14 protein-coding genes, 2 rRNA genes and 1 other annotated feature are annotated in these 15,151 nt (G+C 44.4%); all 16 genes read right to left on the bottom strand.

What is annotated here, in order from left to right; genetic code table 11:
- Positions 1–170 precede the first annotated feature (170 nt).
- Positions 171–405 (bottom strand) — a binding site (T-box leader).
- Between the two features lie 68 nt (positions 406–473).
- The gene (gltX, locus tag J2S25_RS19370; RefSeq protein WP_044393165.1) at positions 474–1,931 is read right to left on the bottom strand and encodes a glutamate--tRNA ligase; all 1,458 of its coding nucleotides are present in this window, start codon (positions 1,929–1,931) and stop codon (positions 474–476) included.
- A gap of 73 nt (positions 1,932–2,004) precedes the next feature.
- A complete protein-coding gene (ispF, locus tag J2S25_RS19365) occupies positions 2,005–2,487 on the bottom strand; it encodes a 2-C-methyl-D-erythritol 2,4-cyclodiphosphate synthase (RefSeq protein WP_044393163.1) in 483 nt (160 codons plus the stop codon).
- A 42-nt stretch (positions 2,488–2,529) separates the two neighbouring features.
- Positions 2,530–3,225, bottom strand: a complete 696-nt coding sequence (ispD, locus tag J2S25_RS19360) for a 2-C-methyl-D-erythritol 4-phosphate cytidylyltransferase (RefSeq protein ID WP_044393161.1) — start codon at positions 3,223–3,225, stop codon at positions 2,530–2,532.
- Between the two features lie 143 nt (positions 3,226–3,368).
- Positions 3,369–4,460: a PIN/TRAM domain-containing protein gene (locus J2S25_RS19355; protein WP_044393160.1), complete on the bottom strand. Its 1,092-nt coding sequence runs from the start codon at positions 4,458–4,460 to the stop codon at positions 3,369–3,371.
- Between the two features lie 411 nt (positions 4,461–4,871).
- Positions 4,872–6,251: a DNA repair protein RadA gene (gene radA / locus J2S25_RS19350; protein WP_044393158.1), complete on the bottom strand. Its 1,380-nt coding sequence runs from the start codon at positions 6,249–6,251 to the stop codon at positions 4,872–4,874.
- A 93-nt stretch (positions 6,252–6,344) separates the two neighbouring features.
- A complete protein-coding gene (gene clpC, locus J2S25_RS19345; RefSeq protein ID WP_044393156.1) occupies positions 6,345–8,783 on the bottom strand; it encodes an ATP-dependent protease ATP-binding subunit ClpC in 2,439 nt (812 codons plus the stop codon).
- A 4-nt stretch (positions 8,784–8,787) separates the two neighbouring features.
- The gene (gene mcsB / locus J2S25_RS19340) at positions 8,788–9,870 is read right to left on the bottom strand and encodes a protein-arginine kinase McsB (RefSeq protein ID WP_307192672.1); all 1,083 of its coding nucleotides are present in this window, start codon (positions 9,868–9,870) and stop codon (positions 8,788–8,790) included.
- 2 nt (positions 9,871–9,872) lie between these two features.
- Entirely contained in the window at positions 9,873–10,424 is a 552-nt protein-coding gene (gene mcsA, locus J2S25_RS19335; RefSeq protein ID WP_500684439.1) for a protein-arginine kinase activator protein McsA, read from the bottom strand.
- Positions 10,425–10,449: 25 nt separating this feature from the next.
- Positions 10,450–10,911, bottom strand: a complete 462-nt coding sequence (locus J2S25_RS19330) for a CtsR family transcriptional regulator (RefSeq protein ID WP_044393151.1) — start codon at positions 10,909–10,911, stop codon at positions 10,450–10,452.
- Between the two features lie 497 nt (positions 10,912–11,408).
- A complete protein-coding gene (locus J2S25_RS19325; RefSeq protein ID WP_044393150.1) occupies positions 11,409–12,224 on the bottom strand; it encodes a formate/nitrite transporter family protein in 816 nt (271 codons plus the stop codon).
- 289 nt (positions 12,225–12,513) lie between these two features.
- On the bottom strand, positions 12,514–13,227 hold the full coding sequence (locus tag J2S25_RS19320) for a Crp/Fnr family transcriptional regulator (RefSeq protein ID WP_044393149.1): 714 nt from the start codon (positions 13,225–13,227) through the stop codon (positions 12,514–12,516).
- A complete protein-coding gene (locus J2S25_RS19315; RefSeq protein ID WP_044393148.1) occupies positions 13,224–13,475 on the bottom strand; it encodes a hypothetical protein in 252 nt (83 codons plus the stop codon). Before J2S25_RS19315 ends, J2S25_RS19320 begins: the two co-directional genes overlap by 4 nt.
- 3 nt (positions 13,476–13,478) lie before the next feature.
- Entirely contained in the window at positions 13,479–13,745 is a 267-nt protein-coding gene (locus tag J2S25_RS19310; protein WP_084221784.1) for a P-type ATPase actuator domain-containing protein, read from the bottom strand.
- A gap of 131 nt (positions 13,746–13,876) precedes the next feature.
- Positions 13,877–14,308 carry a flavodoxin gene (locus J2S25_RS19305; RefSeq protein WP_307192670.1) on the bottom strand — a complete coding sequence of 144 codons (432 nt, stop codon included), beginning with the start codon at positions 14,306–14,308 and terminating at the stop codon, positions 13,877–13,879.
- A gap of 386 nt (positions 14,309–14,694) precedes the next feature.
- Positions 14,695–14,810, bottom strand: a 5S ribosomal RNA gene (rrf, locus tag J2S25_RS19300).
- A 136-nt stretch (positions 14,811–14,946) separates the two neighbouring features.
- Positions 14,947–15,151 (bottom strand): 23S ribosomal RNA (locus J2S25_RS19295); the annotation flags it as partial.

The following is a 15,151-nucleotide window of genomic DNA, read 5'->3' as shown; positions in this document are numbered from 1 at the left end:
AGCTTTTTCGGGCACATATTCCTTATTTTTGTGACCCATCTCTTGCTCCTCCGGCTTTTTCGGGCACATAATCTTTGTTTTTGTGACCGAACTCTCCTGAATCCAGCTTTTTCGGGCACCGTCCAACCCGCCTGCTAGTACACCATATAAAAAGCGCCCCTGTCGTAGACGACAGAGACGCTTTGTATGCGCGGTTCCACTCTGTTTAGGCCGCCTTGAAACAGCGTAGCCTCAACTTTCATCTGGTAACGGGAGGTCCCGCCCGATACTACTAAGGCATGCTACCCTTTCGCATTGGGACTCTGAGGTGCATTTCAAAAAACGAGAGGCCTGAACCACTTTCAGCCGGTGATGGTTCTCTCTAATAAGCGTCATCCTTCTACTTTTCCTCTTCTACACTTTGGTTATATACAATTACTCTTACTATATAACATTTTTCCATTTCTGTTAACTAAAATGGCTTAAAATAGTTATTAGCTTAAAAGCTTTTGAACCCGTTGTTTTACCTTGTCTTTTCCGATTAGTTCCATCGCCAGCATTAGGTCCGGTCCATGTGTCTGTCCTGTTGCAGCGGCGCGGATTGGCATGAACAGCTTCTGACCTTTATGGCCAGTTCCTTTTTGGACTGCTTTTACCACTGCCTTGATCCCATCGGCCTTGAATTCTTCAAGCTGGTCGATTTCACTAAGAAACGCTTGCAGCACTTCAGGAACCTGCTCGCCCGCAAGTACTTCTTTCGCTTCCGCATCATAGTTTACCTCTTCGCGGAAAAATAAATCAGCCATCTCGACGATTTCTGCACCATAGCTCATTTTATCATGATACAGCGAAATGAGATTGCGTACCCAGACTTCCTGTTCTGGAGTGCGATCCTTATTCACTTTTCCAGCTTTAACGAGGTGCGGGAGTGCAAGTTCGACAACCCGATCCAACTCCGCCTTTTTCATATATTGATTGTTCATCCAGGCAAGTTTTTGCTGGTCAAAAAGAGCAGGAGATTTGGAAAGTCTGGCGGGATCAAAAATCTCGATAAACTCTTCCTTTGAATAAATTTCTTCTTCACCCGATGGAGACCATCCAAGCAGAGTGATAAAGTTGAACAACGCTTCAGGCAAATAGCCAAGCTCCTCGTACTGCTCAATGAACTGAATAATCGATTCATCGCGCTTGCTCAGCTTTTTGCGGCTTTCGTTGACAATCAGAGTCATATGGCCAAATACAGGCGGTTCCCAGCCAAGGGCTTCATAAATCACAAGCTGCTTTGGTGTGTTAGAAATATGATCATCTCCGCGAAGAACATGAGAAATTTTCATCAAGTGATCATCCACAACAACCGCATAGTTATAGGTAGGTGTGCCATCCTTTTTAACGATGACAAAATCACCCATGCCGTCTGATTCAAAGCTCACATTGCCTTTTACCAGATCATCGAACTTTAAAATTTTATCTGCAGGCATTTTGAAGCGAAGGCTTGGCTGGCGTCCTTCCTGTTCTAACTGCTTGCGCTGTTCCGAAGTTAGATTGCGGCATCGCCCTGAATAATGAGGCGTCTCATTTCGTGCAGTCTGCTCCTCGCGCTCTGCCTCCAGCTCCTCTTCGGTGCAGTAGCATTTATAGGCATGACCATTATCCAAAAGCTCTTGATTGTACTTTTCATAAATATGGTTTCGTTCTGACTGGCGGTATGGTCCATATTCGCCGCCAACATCGACGCTCTCGTCCCAGTCGATTCCTAGCCACTGAAGGTATTTCAGCTGACTCTGCTCTCCGCCTTCGATATTGCGTTTTTTATCTGTATCTTCTATACGGATAATGAACTTTCCACCTTTGTTGCGTGCGAATAGATAATTGAATAATGCGGTACGGGCATTCCCAATATGTAAATGTCCAGTCGGACTCGGCGCGTAACGCACTCGAATAGCTGATGACATAGTGAATCCTCCTCTAATATTGCTGTCGATTATTGTATCCTTTTCGCTAGATAAAGCGCTAGAAACGGTGAGTTTATTTCTCTGACAGCTTCAACAATATGGTTGCCTGGGAAGCGATCCCTTCTCCCCTACCCGGGAATCCAAGCTTTTCAGTTGTCGTCGCCTTAACGTTCACCTGTTCCAGACTTCCCTCAAGCAATGCTGCGATCCTTTCACGCATCGCTTGAATATGCGGCGCCATTTTTGGCTGCTGGGCGATGATGGTACAGTCGATATTAACGAGTTCATAGCCTCTTTCCTTCACAAGCTGCCAAACATGCTCCAGTAATTTTGCTGAATCGGCGTCCTTGAATTCAGGGTCAGTATCCGGAAAATGACGGCCTATATCTCCAGCGCCGATTGCTCCCAGGCATGCATCTGCTACCGTATGCAAAAGCACATCAGCATCCGAATGGCCAAGCAGCCCTTTTTCATATGGAATCGTGATTCCTCCAATGATCAGCGGCCGGCCTTCCGTCAGTTGATGCACATCAAAACCTTGCCCTATTCGAAACATAATGATAACTCCTTTTAAAAAACGCTATTTTTCCCGCTGCTATCAAATTCCCGATTCCTTCCACTTGCGCAGAATGGCTTCGGCAAAATATAAATCTACTGGCGTTGTCAGCTTTATATTATCATAATTTCCTTCTATGATGCTGACGGGATGGGGAATTCGTTCAACGAGGCTTGATTCGTCTGTACCGATGAATTGCTCCCTCGCTGCCTTGTTATGGGCTTCGAGCAAAACCGAGGACCGAAACGCCTGTGGGGTCTGGACTGACCACAGACTGGAGCGTTCAATTGTTTCTATGACCTGGTTGTCGGTTGCTTTTTTAATTGTATCTTTCACAGGAACAGCGACAATTGCCGCTCCATCCTTATTTGCTGCATCCACAAGCTTGTGGATCGTTTCAATTTCAATGAAAGGGCGAGCTCCATCGTGGACAAGGACGATTTCATCCAAGTTATTTAGTGCCATCAACCCGTTGTATACACTGTCCTGTCTTTCTTTTCCTCCAGTAACAAGGGAAGATACCTTTTGGATACCATGCTCTTTGAGTAAAGATTTAAACGCTTGCTCATCATCAGGATGAGCGGCGAGAATAATGTCTGAACACCGGGGATCGGCTTCAAACACCTTAAGCGTATGAATGAGAATCGGGATGGCATCCAAAGTCAGCAGCAGCTTGTTTATCCCTGCACCCATCCTTTTGCCAAGCCCCGCTGCTGGAATAATGACGTGATACGACATAACGAAACTCCTATCTATTTTCTTTCTGAAAAAATAATCCTTAACATACGAAGGGGGCAGCCGAAGCCCTGCTTCAGCCTTCAATGGTACCGGTGAAGGAAGCGGGGATCAACTGCCCATAAGGCTATTTTTTTTGTTACAACTCAACTGATGACGCTTTTTTCCATAAGCTTAGGTTTCGCAAAGATCATTCTTCCTGCTGATGTCTGCAGGACACTTGTCACAAGCACTTCAATGCGCTTCCCAATGAAATCACGGCCTTCTTCGACAACGATCATAGTGCCATCATCAAGATAGGCGATCCCCTGGTTATGCTCTTTTCCATCCTTAATGACTTGAATGTTCAACTCTTCCCCAGGCAAAACGACTGGTTTAACCGCATTGGCGAGATCGTTGATATTCAAAACGGCCACCTTTTGCAGCTCACAGACTTTGTTCAAGTTGAAATCATTCGTGACGACGACGCCGTTTGTCAGCTTGGCCAGTTTGACCAATTTGCTGTCGACTTCTTGGATGTCATCAAAATCCCCTTCATAAATTTCAACCTTCACCTTCAATTCCTTTTGAATCCGATTAAGGCTGTCCAATCCGCGTCGACCGCGATTACGCTTCAACACATCTGATGAATCGGCAATATGCTGAAGTTCTTCGAGGACAAACTGCGGGATTACGATTATTCCTTCAAGGAATCCCGTCTGACAGATGTCAGCAACCCTTCCATCAATAATTACACTAGTATCGAGAATTTTCCATTCCCTTGAGCGTTCTTCTTTTTCCGTCTCTTCTTCTGTGCCCTTTTTCTTCGACTTTGAAAATAAACCAAGCAGTTCATCCCGTTTTTTAAAGCCGACCTGGAATCCTAGATAACCAAATAAAAGTGTCAAGAGCGTCGGGGCAACCGTATTTACGACTGGCACCTGGATGGCATTCAACGCAAATCCAACCAAAAATGCCACGAGCAACCCAAAGAAAAGCCCGACACTGCCGAATAGGACATCCGTAATGGGTGCCTTGATCAGCGATTCTTCCGCCCACTTCACAAAATTGGTCACTGGATCCACGGCCCAGAAAGTAAGAAGATAAAAAATAAGTGCGCCTATAACAGCTGTAACATAAGGATTGTTGATGAGAGTCATTTCTCCCGCATTCATCAAAAATAATAAATCAGGAATTAAGAATATACCAAGCGTTCCCCCAATAATCAGGAAGCAGGCTTGAATGATACGTCTTAACATCCTTTCACCTCCTTTTACTCATTATAAACAACTTCTAAAATTTGAAACCCTGCATCTTTGAAAACTTTTCATATGCAATCTAATTAACTGTTTCAATCTTTTATAAAGTTGCTTGTTGGCGTCATTTTCAAAAAAGAAGCTTGGTAATTTGCCAAAGTCATCTCTACTATAAATTAGCATTGGCAAATGCAAGTGTCAATAAATAGGAAACCACCAATGTTGGAATTGCATTTGGCCTCTGCTCGTCTCGTTAAGAAGGATCGCGTCACCTAATTTGCCCATTACAGACTTAAAGACGCATTTTCACTCTCCAAGAGAACGATATCGTTTACGTCTCTCAGCGGCGTATTGGTCGTTGAACTGGAGGATTCACCCACACATTTATCTTTCAGCTTCTTTTGTTCTAATCGATCAACCGTCTATGCTGACTTTAAGTGCCTGACTGACCGATGATACCCCAATTAACTCGACTCCCTTTGGAGGAGTCCAGCCGCCAAGATTGTTTTCCGGTAAAATAATTCGTTCAAAGCCAAGCTTCGCCGCTTCTTGAACACGCTGCTCGATCCTTGATACCCTGCGCACTTCCCCAGTAAGACCAACCTCACCAATGATGCAATCGGAGGCGCGAGTTGGCTTGTCTCGAAAACTCGAAGCAATGCTCACTGCGACGGCAAGATCAATCGCCGGTTCATCCAGCTTTACTCCGCCAGCCACCTTCAAATATGCATCCTGGTTGGCTAAAAACAACCCAACGCGCTTTTCCAGCACTGCCATTAATAAAGACACCCGATTATGGTCAATTCCGGTTGCCATCCGCCGGGGATTCCCAAAACTTGTTGGCGATATCAGCGCCTGGATTTCAACTAGGACCGGCCGCGTTCCTTCCATCGAAGCAACAACTGTTGAACCGGAAGCCCCTTGCGACCGTTCTTCCAAAAAGATCTCCGATGGGTTCGCCACTTCCTCTAGTCCTGCTTCTTTCATCTCAAAAATTCCCATCTCATTCGTTGAGCCAAATCGATTTTTTACCGCCCTGAGAATTCTGTATGTATGGTGCCTTTCTCCCTCAAAATAAAGAACCGTATCCACTATATGCTCAAGCAGTCTTGGACCAGCAATGGACCCTTCCTTCGTTACGTGCCCGACGATGAAGATGGCGATGCCTTTTGTCTTTGCAATGCGCATCAGCTCCGCCGTACATTCCCTTACCTGTGACACACTTCCTGGTGCAGAGGTAACTTCCGGGTGAAATATGGTCTGAATGGAATCGACAATCACAAAATCAGGATTGCTATTATCAATCGTCAGGCTGATCTCATGCAGGTTCGTTTCTGAATAGATCAGCAGATTGTCAGATGTCACACCAAGCCGATCCGCACGCAGCTTTGTCTGCCTCATTGATTCTTCGCCAGAAATATACAAAACAGAATGAGCTTTTTTCGCCAGTTGATAGGATACCTGGAGAAGAAGCGTGGATTTTCCGATCCCTGGATCCCCGCCAATCAAGACAAGCGATCCTCTGACAACACCTCCGCCAAGCACACGGTTCAATTCGTTAAGATCTGTCTTTACCCTTGGCTCACTAATCGTTTCGATAGCTGTGATCGGGGTTGCCTTCGCCGCGAGTGTGGTATTTCCTGTGTTGGCAAACGCCCCTCTTCTTGTCGAGCCAACACTTTCTACCTCCTCAACCATTTTATTCCATTGTCCGCATCCTGGACATTTCCCCATCCATTTCGGAGATTCATAGCCGCATTCCTGACACATAAATTTTGTTTTTCTTTTAGCCATATTTTTAGCCTCTTTAAATTTTTTTTTGAAAAAAAAGGGGTACACGCATGTTTTTACGTATACCCTCTGTTTCATTTCGCATGTTATGCGAAATTAAGCCTTTGCAGATTTTTCCGGAGTCTTGACGACGAACTTGCCTTCCTCGACATCAATCACCACATTCTGCCCCGTCAGAACGGTTCCTTTTAGCAGCTCTTCTGACAGCTGGTCTTCGATATGCTTCTGAATCGCTCTCCGCAATGGCCGTGCGCCGTATTCCGGATCATAGCCTTCCTCAGAAATCTTCTCTTTTGCCGCTTCGGTGAGCTCGAGTGTGATTTCCTGTTCCTTCAAACGCTTCACAAGCTGGTCGGACATCAATGTCACGATTTCTTTCAGATGCGGTTTCTCAAGAGCATGGAATACGATAATTTCATCGATCCGGTTCAGGAATTCAGGACGGAAGGCTTTTTTCAATTCTTCCATCACTTTTCCCTTCATATCCTTGTAACTCTGCTCGCCATCCTGAATATTGAAGCCGACATATTTATTGCGCTTCAGCGCTTCGGCACCGACATTGGACGTCAGAATCACGATGGTATTGCGGAAATCGACTGCGCGACCTTTAGAATCTGTCAAACGGCCATCCTCAAGAACTTGCAACAAAATATTAAATACATCAGGATGTGCTTTTTCAATTTCGTCGAGCAAAATGACGGAATATGGCTTCCTGCGGACCTTTTCCGTCAGCTGACCGCCTTCATCATAGCCTACATAGCCTGGAGGCGAACCGACCAGACGGGAGGTCGAATGCTTTTCCATATACTCAGACATATCGACACGGATCATCGCGTCCTCATCACCAAACATCGACTCGGCCAGCGCCCTCGCCAATTCCGTTTTCCCTACCCCTGTTGGCCCAAGGAAAATGAATGAACCAATTGGGCGTTTCGGATCCTTCAAGCCAGCACGTGCCCGTCTGACAGCTTTTGAAACTGCCTTGACCGCTTCATCCTGTCCAATCACACGTGAGTGAAGGATTTCTTCAAGATTCAACAGTCTATCTGTTTCCGCTTGTGCCAGCTTTGAAACAGGGATATTCGTCCAGCTAGAGACAACGCTCGCAATGTCTTCTACGGTAACCTCGCTATTTTCCTTGCCTTGTTTTTCTTTCCATGTCTTTTTCGTATTTTCAAGCTGCTCACGCAGACGCTGTTCTGTGTCTCTCAGTGATGCCGCTTTTTCAAACTCCTGGCTTTGAACAGAAGCATCTTTTTCCTTGCGCACTTCCTCAAGCTTCACTTCAAGTTCCTTAAGGTTTGGCGGTGTTGTATAAGAACGGAGTCGCACCTTGGAACCAGCTTCGTCAATCAGGTCAATCGCTTTATCTGGAAGGAAACGGTCTGAAATATAACGATCTGAAAGTTTTACCGCCGCTTCGATTGCCTCATCTGTGATTGATACTCTGTGGTGAGCTTCATAGCGGTCACGAAGGCCTTTTAAAATCTGCACTGACTCCTCTGCAGTTGGCTCATTCACTGTAATCGGCTGGAAACGTCGCTCTAGTGCCGCATCCTTTTCGATGTATTTACGGTATTCATCAAGCGTGGTTGCACCGATACACTGCAGCTCTCCACGAGCCAATGAAGGCTTAAGGATATTGGAAGCATCAATCGCACCCTCCGCTCCACCTGCACCGATCAGCGTGTGAAGTTCATCGATGAATAGAATAATATTTCCCGCTTGGCGGATTTCATCCATGACCTTTTTTAAGCGGTCCTCAAACTCACCGCGATATTTCGTGCCCGCAACAACCGTTCCCATATCAAGCGTCATGACACGCTTGTCACGAAGGATCTCCGGTATCTCATTATGGACAATTTGCTGTGCCAAGCCTTCTGCAATCGCTGTTTTCCCGACACCAGGTTCCCCGATCAATACAGGATTGTTTTTTGTCCGTCTGCTTAGAACTTCAATGACACGCTGGATTTCCTTGCTTCGCCCAATAACCGGGTCCAGGCTTCCTTCTCTTGCAATAGCCGTCAAATCCCTAGCCAAGCTATCTAGCGTCGGGGTATTGGCGTTCGTCGCATTGCCTCCCTGCTGTCCGGTTGTTTCATTGCTGCCAAGCAGCTGCAGAACCTGTTGGCGGGCCTTATTGAGGCTGACGCCAAGATTATTCAATACTCTGGCTGCAACGCCCTCTCCCTCCCGAATCAAACCAAGGAGAATATGCTCTGTGCCAACATAAGAATGCCCAAGCTTTCTCGCCTCGTCCATGGAAAGTTCAATCACCTTCTTGGCTCTAGGAGTATAGTGGATTGTCTGCGTCGTTTCCTGGCCACGGCCTATCAAGTTTTCAACTTCTGTCTGAATCTTCTCAGCGCCAAGGCCGAGACCGTAAAGAGCTTTTGCTGCTATGCCCTCCCCTTCCCGAACAAGACCAAGTAAGATGTGTTCTGTACCAATATTGTTATGTCCAAGGCGGATTGCCTCTTCCTGTGCCAGAGCCAATACCTTTTGTGCTCTCTCTGTAAATCGTCCAAACATCATAAGATCATCCTCCTAACTCGTCTTTTGTCTCCATTTTCAATCGTTCTCTTATTAAAGCAGCTCTGCGGATATCGCGTTCATTCGGTTTTAGCGGCCCTCCCGCATATGATTGCAAAAAGCCCGGCTGAGTCAAAATCATCAATTCATTCAAAATGGATTTCGATATATTTTTAATATACCCCATATCGATCCCAAGCCTTAAGTCAGACAGGCATCGAGCAGCTTCCTTTGTCTCAATGACTCTGCTGTAGGCAAGCGTTCCGTAAGAGCGAAACACCCTATCTTCTAATTGTATGTTCGAAGTTTGGGCTAATGCTTCCCGCGCCGACCTTTCCTGAGATATTATCTGCCTGACGACACTTTGCAAATCATCTACAATATCGACTTCTGATTTTCCAAGTGTGATTTGGTTCGATATTTGAAAAATATTTCCTAACGCTTCACTGCCCTCTCCGTAAATACCTCTTACCACCAAACCTAGCTGATTAATCGCCGGTACAATCCGATTCATTTGCTGCGTTAAAACGAGCCCTGGCAGGTGCATCATTACCGATGCTCTCAGGCCAGTTCCTGCATTCGTTGGACAGCTCGTCAAATAGCCGAATTTTTCATCAAACGCATAATTCACATACCCTTCCAGCCAATCATCGATTTCATTGGCGGCCTTTAAAGCTTCCGTCAGCTGGAAGCCTGGGAACAAACATTGAATTCGGATGTGATCCTCTTCATTAATCATGATGCTGATTTTTTCATTTCCCGATAGGAGCACTGCACCATGAACAGAATTTTCCGCTAGATTTGGGCTGATTAAATGCTTCTCAACTAAAACCCTTTTCTTCAAAGGTGGAATCTCAGCCATTTTAATCAGTTCAAGCTGTCCAAAGCCAGCGGCAGAAGTTTGGCTGGCACGTTCCATGATCGTGCCAATAACCGCCTCTGCCTCTCCATTAGTAAACAAGGTAGGAAAATTAAATTCATCAAGGTTTCGTGCAAAGCGAATGCGAGAGCTTAGAATAATATCGGAATCAGGACCATCATCGCTCATCCAGGAGCTAACAGCCTGATTAATGAATTTCTCTAATGACAATGCTACTCCCCTCCCTCTTGACTTGCAGATAATTTCCGTTCGAGTTCCCTGATCTGATCCCTCGTTCCGGCAGCTTGCTCAAATTCTTCCTCTGAAATTTGGTGCTTTAAAATTTGCTTTAAATGATCAAGTGTCTTCCTTAAATGAAGGTCACCGCCGATCCTTTTCGGTATTTTTCCATTATGCGTTTCATTTCCGCTCTGCAGCCTTCTGACAATGGGTGTCAATTGCTCTCGAAAAGCATCGTAACAAGTTGCACAGCCAAACCGGCCGATCTTCACAAACTGCGGAAAAGTCATCGAACACTGTGGACACTGAGATACTTGATCCATCTTAAACGTTTCCTTCTTTTGTTCAAAAGCAGGCTCCATATTCAATAAACCAGCCAGCAAGCTATTGATCGAAAAAGCCGGACCATTGTTCATCATGAACAACTCCCCTTTTTCCTGGGCGCACTGTTCACACAAATGAAGCTCCGATTTTTCTCCATTTGAGTAATTCGTAAAGTGCAGTGTAGCCGGCCTTTGATTGCACTCTTGGCAAATCAACGCCATCACCTCTTTGTTTGCTTTTTTATAATTATTTATATTTTATTGCCATTAGCATTGCCTTCAACATTCTCGCTCTCAGCTCATCCCGCTGCGGCAGCTCTATATACAGGACGGACCGATCGAGCACGCTCAGCATGATCTTTGCCTCACGGCCGGTGACCACATCTTCCTCCACAAGACGGAAGATAACATGCTCAGCGCTACTTTGCGAAATTCGTGACTGAATCAAAGACAGTAAATCATCAATCAAATGTGCATGATCATAAGCCTGGACTTTGATGATCCGGATGTAGCCACCGCCACCCCGTTTGCTCTCAACAAGATAGCCTCTTTCAATCGTGAACCTTGTATTGATAACATAATTGATCTGGGACGGCACGCACTGAAATTTATCGGCGATTTCATTTCGCTTGATTTCCACGATATCCTTATCGCTCATTTCTAAAACCTGTTTTAGGTAATGTTCGATGATGTCCGATATATTCCTCACTAAACCTCCCCCATTCTGACTTTGACTATATTTGACCTTAATTATATAAAAAAATTGTTTTCAATGCAATGAATGCATCCTGAATTATTTTCGTTAAAATAATGTATGCCTAAACATGAGGATGTGTTGGTTATTATACCCATTTTATAACATGTGGAAACTCGTATCGGGACACATTTAACAACACACCACACATTAGATCGAAAATGTGCTAAATCTACAGCAAATGGAAAAAGCCGTGAATCCCTTTCATGAATGGCAAACTGATTATGTATTTCGTGAAAAATGACAATCCAACAGAAGCCAGGTTCCGCTATTGAAAGACTGATTCATAAAAGGGCTGGCAAACTGAAGGGCAGAAGCGGAGAGTGAAAGACGCTTTTTTACCGGCATTCAAGAAAGGCTGTGGAAAAATATCTATGTTCTCTCTGGAATCATTGGCATGTGTTGAATGGAAGTGATTAATTCAGTCCAGATCAATCGTTAAAAATTCCGAATCATATTTTGGCTTTCTTTAGGGGTACAGGTTGAATGTTCGGTTTTCCTTCCTGCTTTTGATAGGCGAACCAGTAGGCCATCGCCACAAAGATCGTACCACCCACCGCATTTCCAAGGAACACCGGCACAAAATTATCGAGGTAATCGAGCCAGGTGAAATGGCCGGCAAATATTGCTGCTGGGATGACAAACATATTTGCAACCACGTGCTGAAAGCCAATGGCCACAAAGGCCATCGTGGGGAACCAGATAGCGAAAATCTTGCCAGCCATATCCTCTGCACCGTAGGAAAGCCAAACGGCTGCTGCGACAAGCCAATTACAGCCGATACCTGACAGAAATGCTTCAAGAAAGGTTGCATCTAACTTATGTTCGACGATGTGAACGGTTTTTTCAAGGAAGATTCCGGTTTCCGTAAGACCGGTCAAATGGCCAAACACATAGGCGATAAAAATCGCCCCGAAAAAATTGCTTACAGTGATCAGAGTCCAGTTTTTCAAAACCTTGCCGGCACTGATTTCGTGGGCAAACTTAGCAAGGGGCACCGTCATCATATTTCCCGTCAGCAGCTCTCCGCCAGCGAGCAGTGTCAGAATAAGACCGATGGGAAACACGGATGCGCCAATTAAGGTGCTGAGCCCTTCCAAAGGCCCGATTAGTGGGGCAGTAATCCTGATATATAGCAGATACCCCAATGCGATAAACGCTCCTGCTTCGAAACCGAGAATGTATGTTTGCAACAGAGGATATTTAGTTTTCTTTACACCGTTTCCAATGGTGATTTCCATTATTTTTTCAGGTTTGAAATAGGCCATGAGGAACTCCTTTTTGTTTCAGTGATTGTGAAGTTAATCACATAAATTTATACCTCCATTTTACCTTATTTTCGCTCGAAAACAGTGTGAACATTTTTGAACGATTAATAAAGCGGTTTCATTCAGGAATCACGCTAATTTATGATCTTGCTGGGATAATTTTGTTTGTGGCCGGTAAAGTTTGAAAATGTTAAGGCGTTCTCTGCTGAAAAACATTATTCAAGTAATAGTCAGCTGCAGTCAAAAGAGCCTTATCATTCGATAAGACTCTTATAACTATAATGTGGAGTTAAACCAGAAGCAATCCGTCTAAATCGAGGATTTCAAGCACGTGCTGTTTTTCCTTTTTTATAAAACCTTGTTCCTCAAAGCGGGTTAATGTCCGGCTGATGCTCTCCGGGGTTGTGCCTAAGTAGGATGCTAGATCTTTGTAGCTGACGGGAAGCTTTATCTCATTGGAAGCAGGGGTGATGTGCATACACTCAGCAAGGTATAAGGCAATTCTGGTTTCCACTTTCTCCGTTGCGTACCGGATGGTTTGTTTTTCGGATTTTTCAAGACGACTTGCAAATTCCGCTAAAATTTTTAAGGAAATGGAAGGGTATTTCAGTAAAAGCTCCTGTAAAATAGAGCGCTTGATCACACAAACTTGGGTATCAATTACCGTTTGGGCAAATCCTTTATGGATGGAATCTTGAAATAGAGCAAGTTCACCAGTGAAATCTCCGGGTTGTAAAACGCGTATGAGCAGTTCTTTGCCTGATTCTGATAAGTGGAAAATTTTAATTTTTCCTTCACTTACAATATATAGGGAGTCCACCTCATCGTCGGCTGTATAAATGAATTCGCCTTTGTTAAAGCGAACTGATTTAACGGTCTGCATAATTTCATTCAATTGGTCATTTTCAAGATGATTAAAAATAGGTACGAGTGAAACACATGCCTGATCATTTCCTCCTGAATGTTGGCAGCAGAAAGTACTCTGATGTTTCTTTTCGGTCATTGACATTGCTCCCTTTTCAGTGGCGCCGCTTGGATAAAAGCTGCTCTTTTCGATAAGCCACGAAACTTAAATTTCATTAATCGGATTCCATTTAGGATGACGAGCAAGACGCTCGCTTCATGGACAAACATGCCTAATGCGAGATGGACAGAACCCTTTAATACACCTAAGAGCAAAACGAGTACAATTCTAATGGCGAAATAGGTGTTTTGTAGCACAGTTGCCTTTTCCTTTGATGACTCTTCCATTTCTTAGTTTTCCGCTATCATTTCTATATATCCGTCATCTATAATTGTTCCGCTGAAAACTTGGGAATCGGTCTGTTTGAACTTCGGAACAGGTTCTCCTGTTACCGTTGATTCATTAATGGAAGCCTGGCCTGAGATGATTTTTCCGTCAACAGGAATCTTTCCTCCAGATCGAATGATGACCGTATCTCCCTTGGCAACCTCCTCTGCGGGAATGGTCACGGTAGTGGCATTGCGGATGACAACTGCTTCCTGTGGTGCCAAATCCATTAAGTCCTTTAAGGAAGAACGGGTTTGGTTGTTTTTAATAAAACGTTTTTGATTTTTTTTATACAGGACGGGCAAGTTAATGTTTCTAATTGGATTACTGCTTTTGACATAGTCATAACCTCCTAATTTTCCTACTTAAGTAATTTAAGGGTGAAAGCCAAACATTCTTCTTGAAGGTCGAGATCTTTAGATTGATCGATTTTTAGCCCCTTTTGTAAAATAGAACAGCCTTGTTGGGTCAGAGTATCTTCTAATAGGTCAACCGCTCTGGCAAAATGCTGATACGATGAATCACCCGCTCCAAACACTGCACCGATGTTACTGGATAAATCCGTTGTCTTTAATTCATCATAGAAATCCAGCAGTTCATCAGGCAAATCACCATCTCCCCATGTATAGCTGCCGATAAGGATTCTCTCAAATGAAGAAAGTTCATCCGCATAAGTATCAATCGCATCTTTTATTTCAACATTTTCCCCAAAATTTGTTAATTGTTTAGCGAGTGTCCTTGCAATGAGTTCGGTATTTCCCGTCATACTGGTATACACGATTATCGTGTTCATCCATTCACTCCTTTTAGAACCTGATGATCCTTTTCCTACTAAACTAATGATAAATTATCCTGTCAGCAATTAACTTGATTACAGTCAAGTTTTACAAAGGAGATCAAATAAGAATTTTGCTGGGCGGCATTGAAGTGATGAAAGAAGAAGTGCTAATGATGCCGTAAAAACATAGGAAGATGAACCTGAAGAAGATGAGGATTTCATTAGAATCAATAACAGCCGATTCGAATAGCAACATTATATTTTAATAGAGGAAAACAGAATTTAAAACCATGTCAGCCTGAAAAGACAGCGTTAACCAAATGTTTGGCTTCATACTTCAACTTTCCCGCAATCGCAAAATAATAAAAAAAAGAACAGCCATATTAGCTGTTCTTTCGTTTGCCCGGCGGCGTCCTACTCTCACAGGGGGAAACCCCCAACTACCATCGGCGCTGAGAAGCTTAACTTCCGTGTTCGGTATGGGAACGGGTGTGACCTTCTCGCCATCGCCACCAGACTATTTTGTTTGAGGTTTTCGGTTGTTTGCTGTCGCAAAAACTTTGTTCCCTCAAAACTAGATAATGTGTAAGAAGAATTCAAGAAGAACGAGTGATTGTTGTCCAGCTCCGGTTCTTGGCCTTCGCTTTTCATTTTTGGTTAAGTCCTCGAACGATTAGTATCAGTCAGCTCCACACGTCACCGCGCTTCCACCTCTGACCTATCAACCTGATCATCTTTCAGGGTTCTTACTAGCTTGCGCTATGGGAAATCTCATCTTGAGGGGGGCTTCATGCTTAGATGCTTTCAGCACTTATCCCGTCCGCACATAGCTACCCAGCGATGCCTTTGGCAAGACAA

It is taken from the genome of Mesobacillus stamsii (assembly GCF_030814065.1).
In the GTDB taxonomy this organism is placed as follows: domain Bacteria; phylum Bacillota; class Bacilli; order Bacillales; family Cytobacillaceae; genus Mesobacillus; species Mesobacillus stamsii.
Note: the sequence above shows the minus strand (reverse complement) of the source record. Positions and strands in the feature narration are given on the sequence as shown.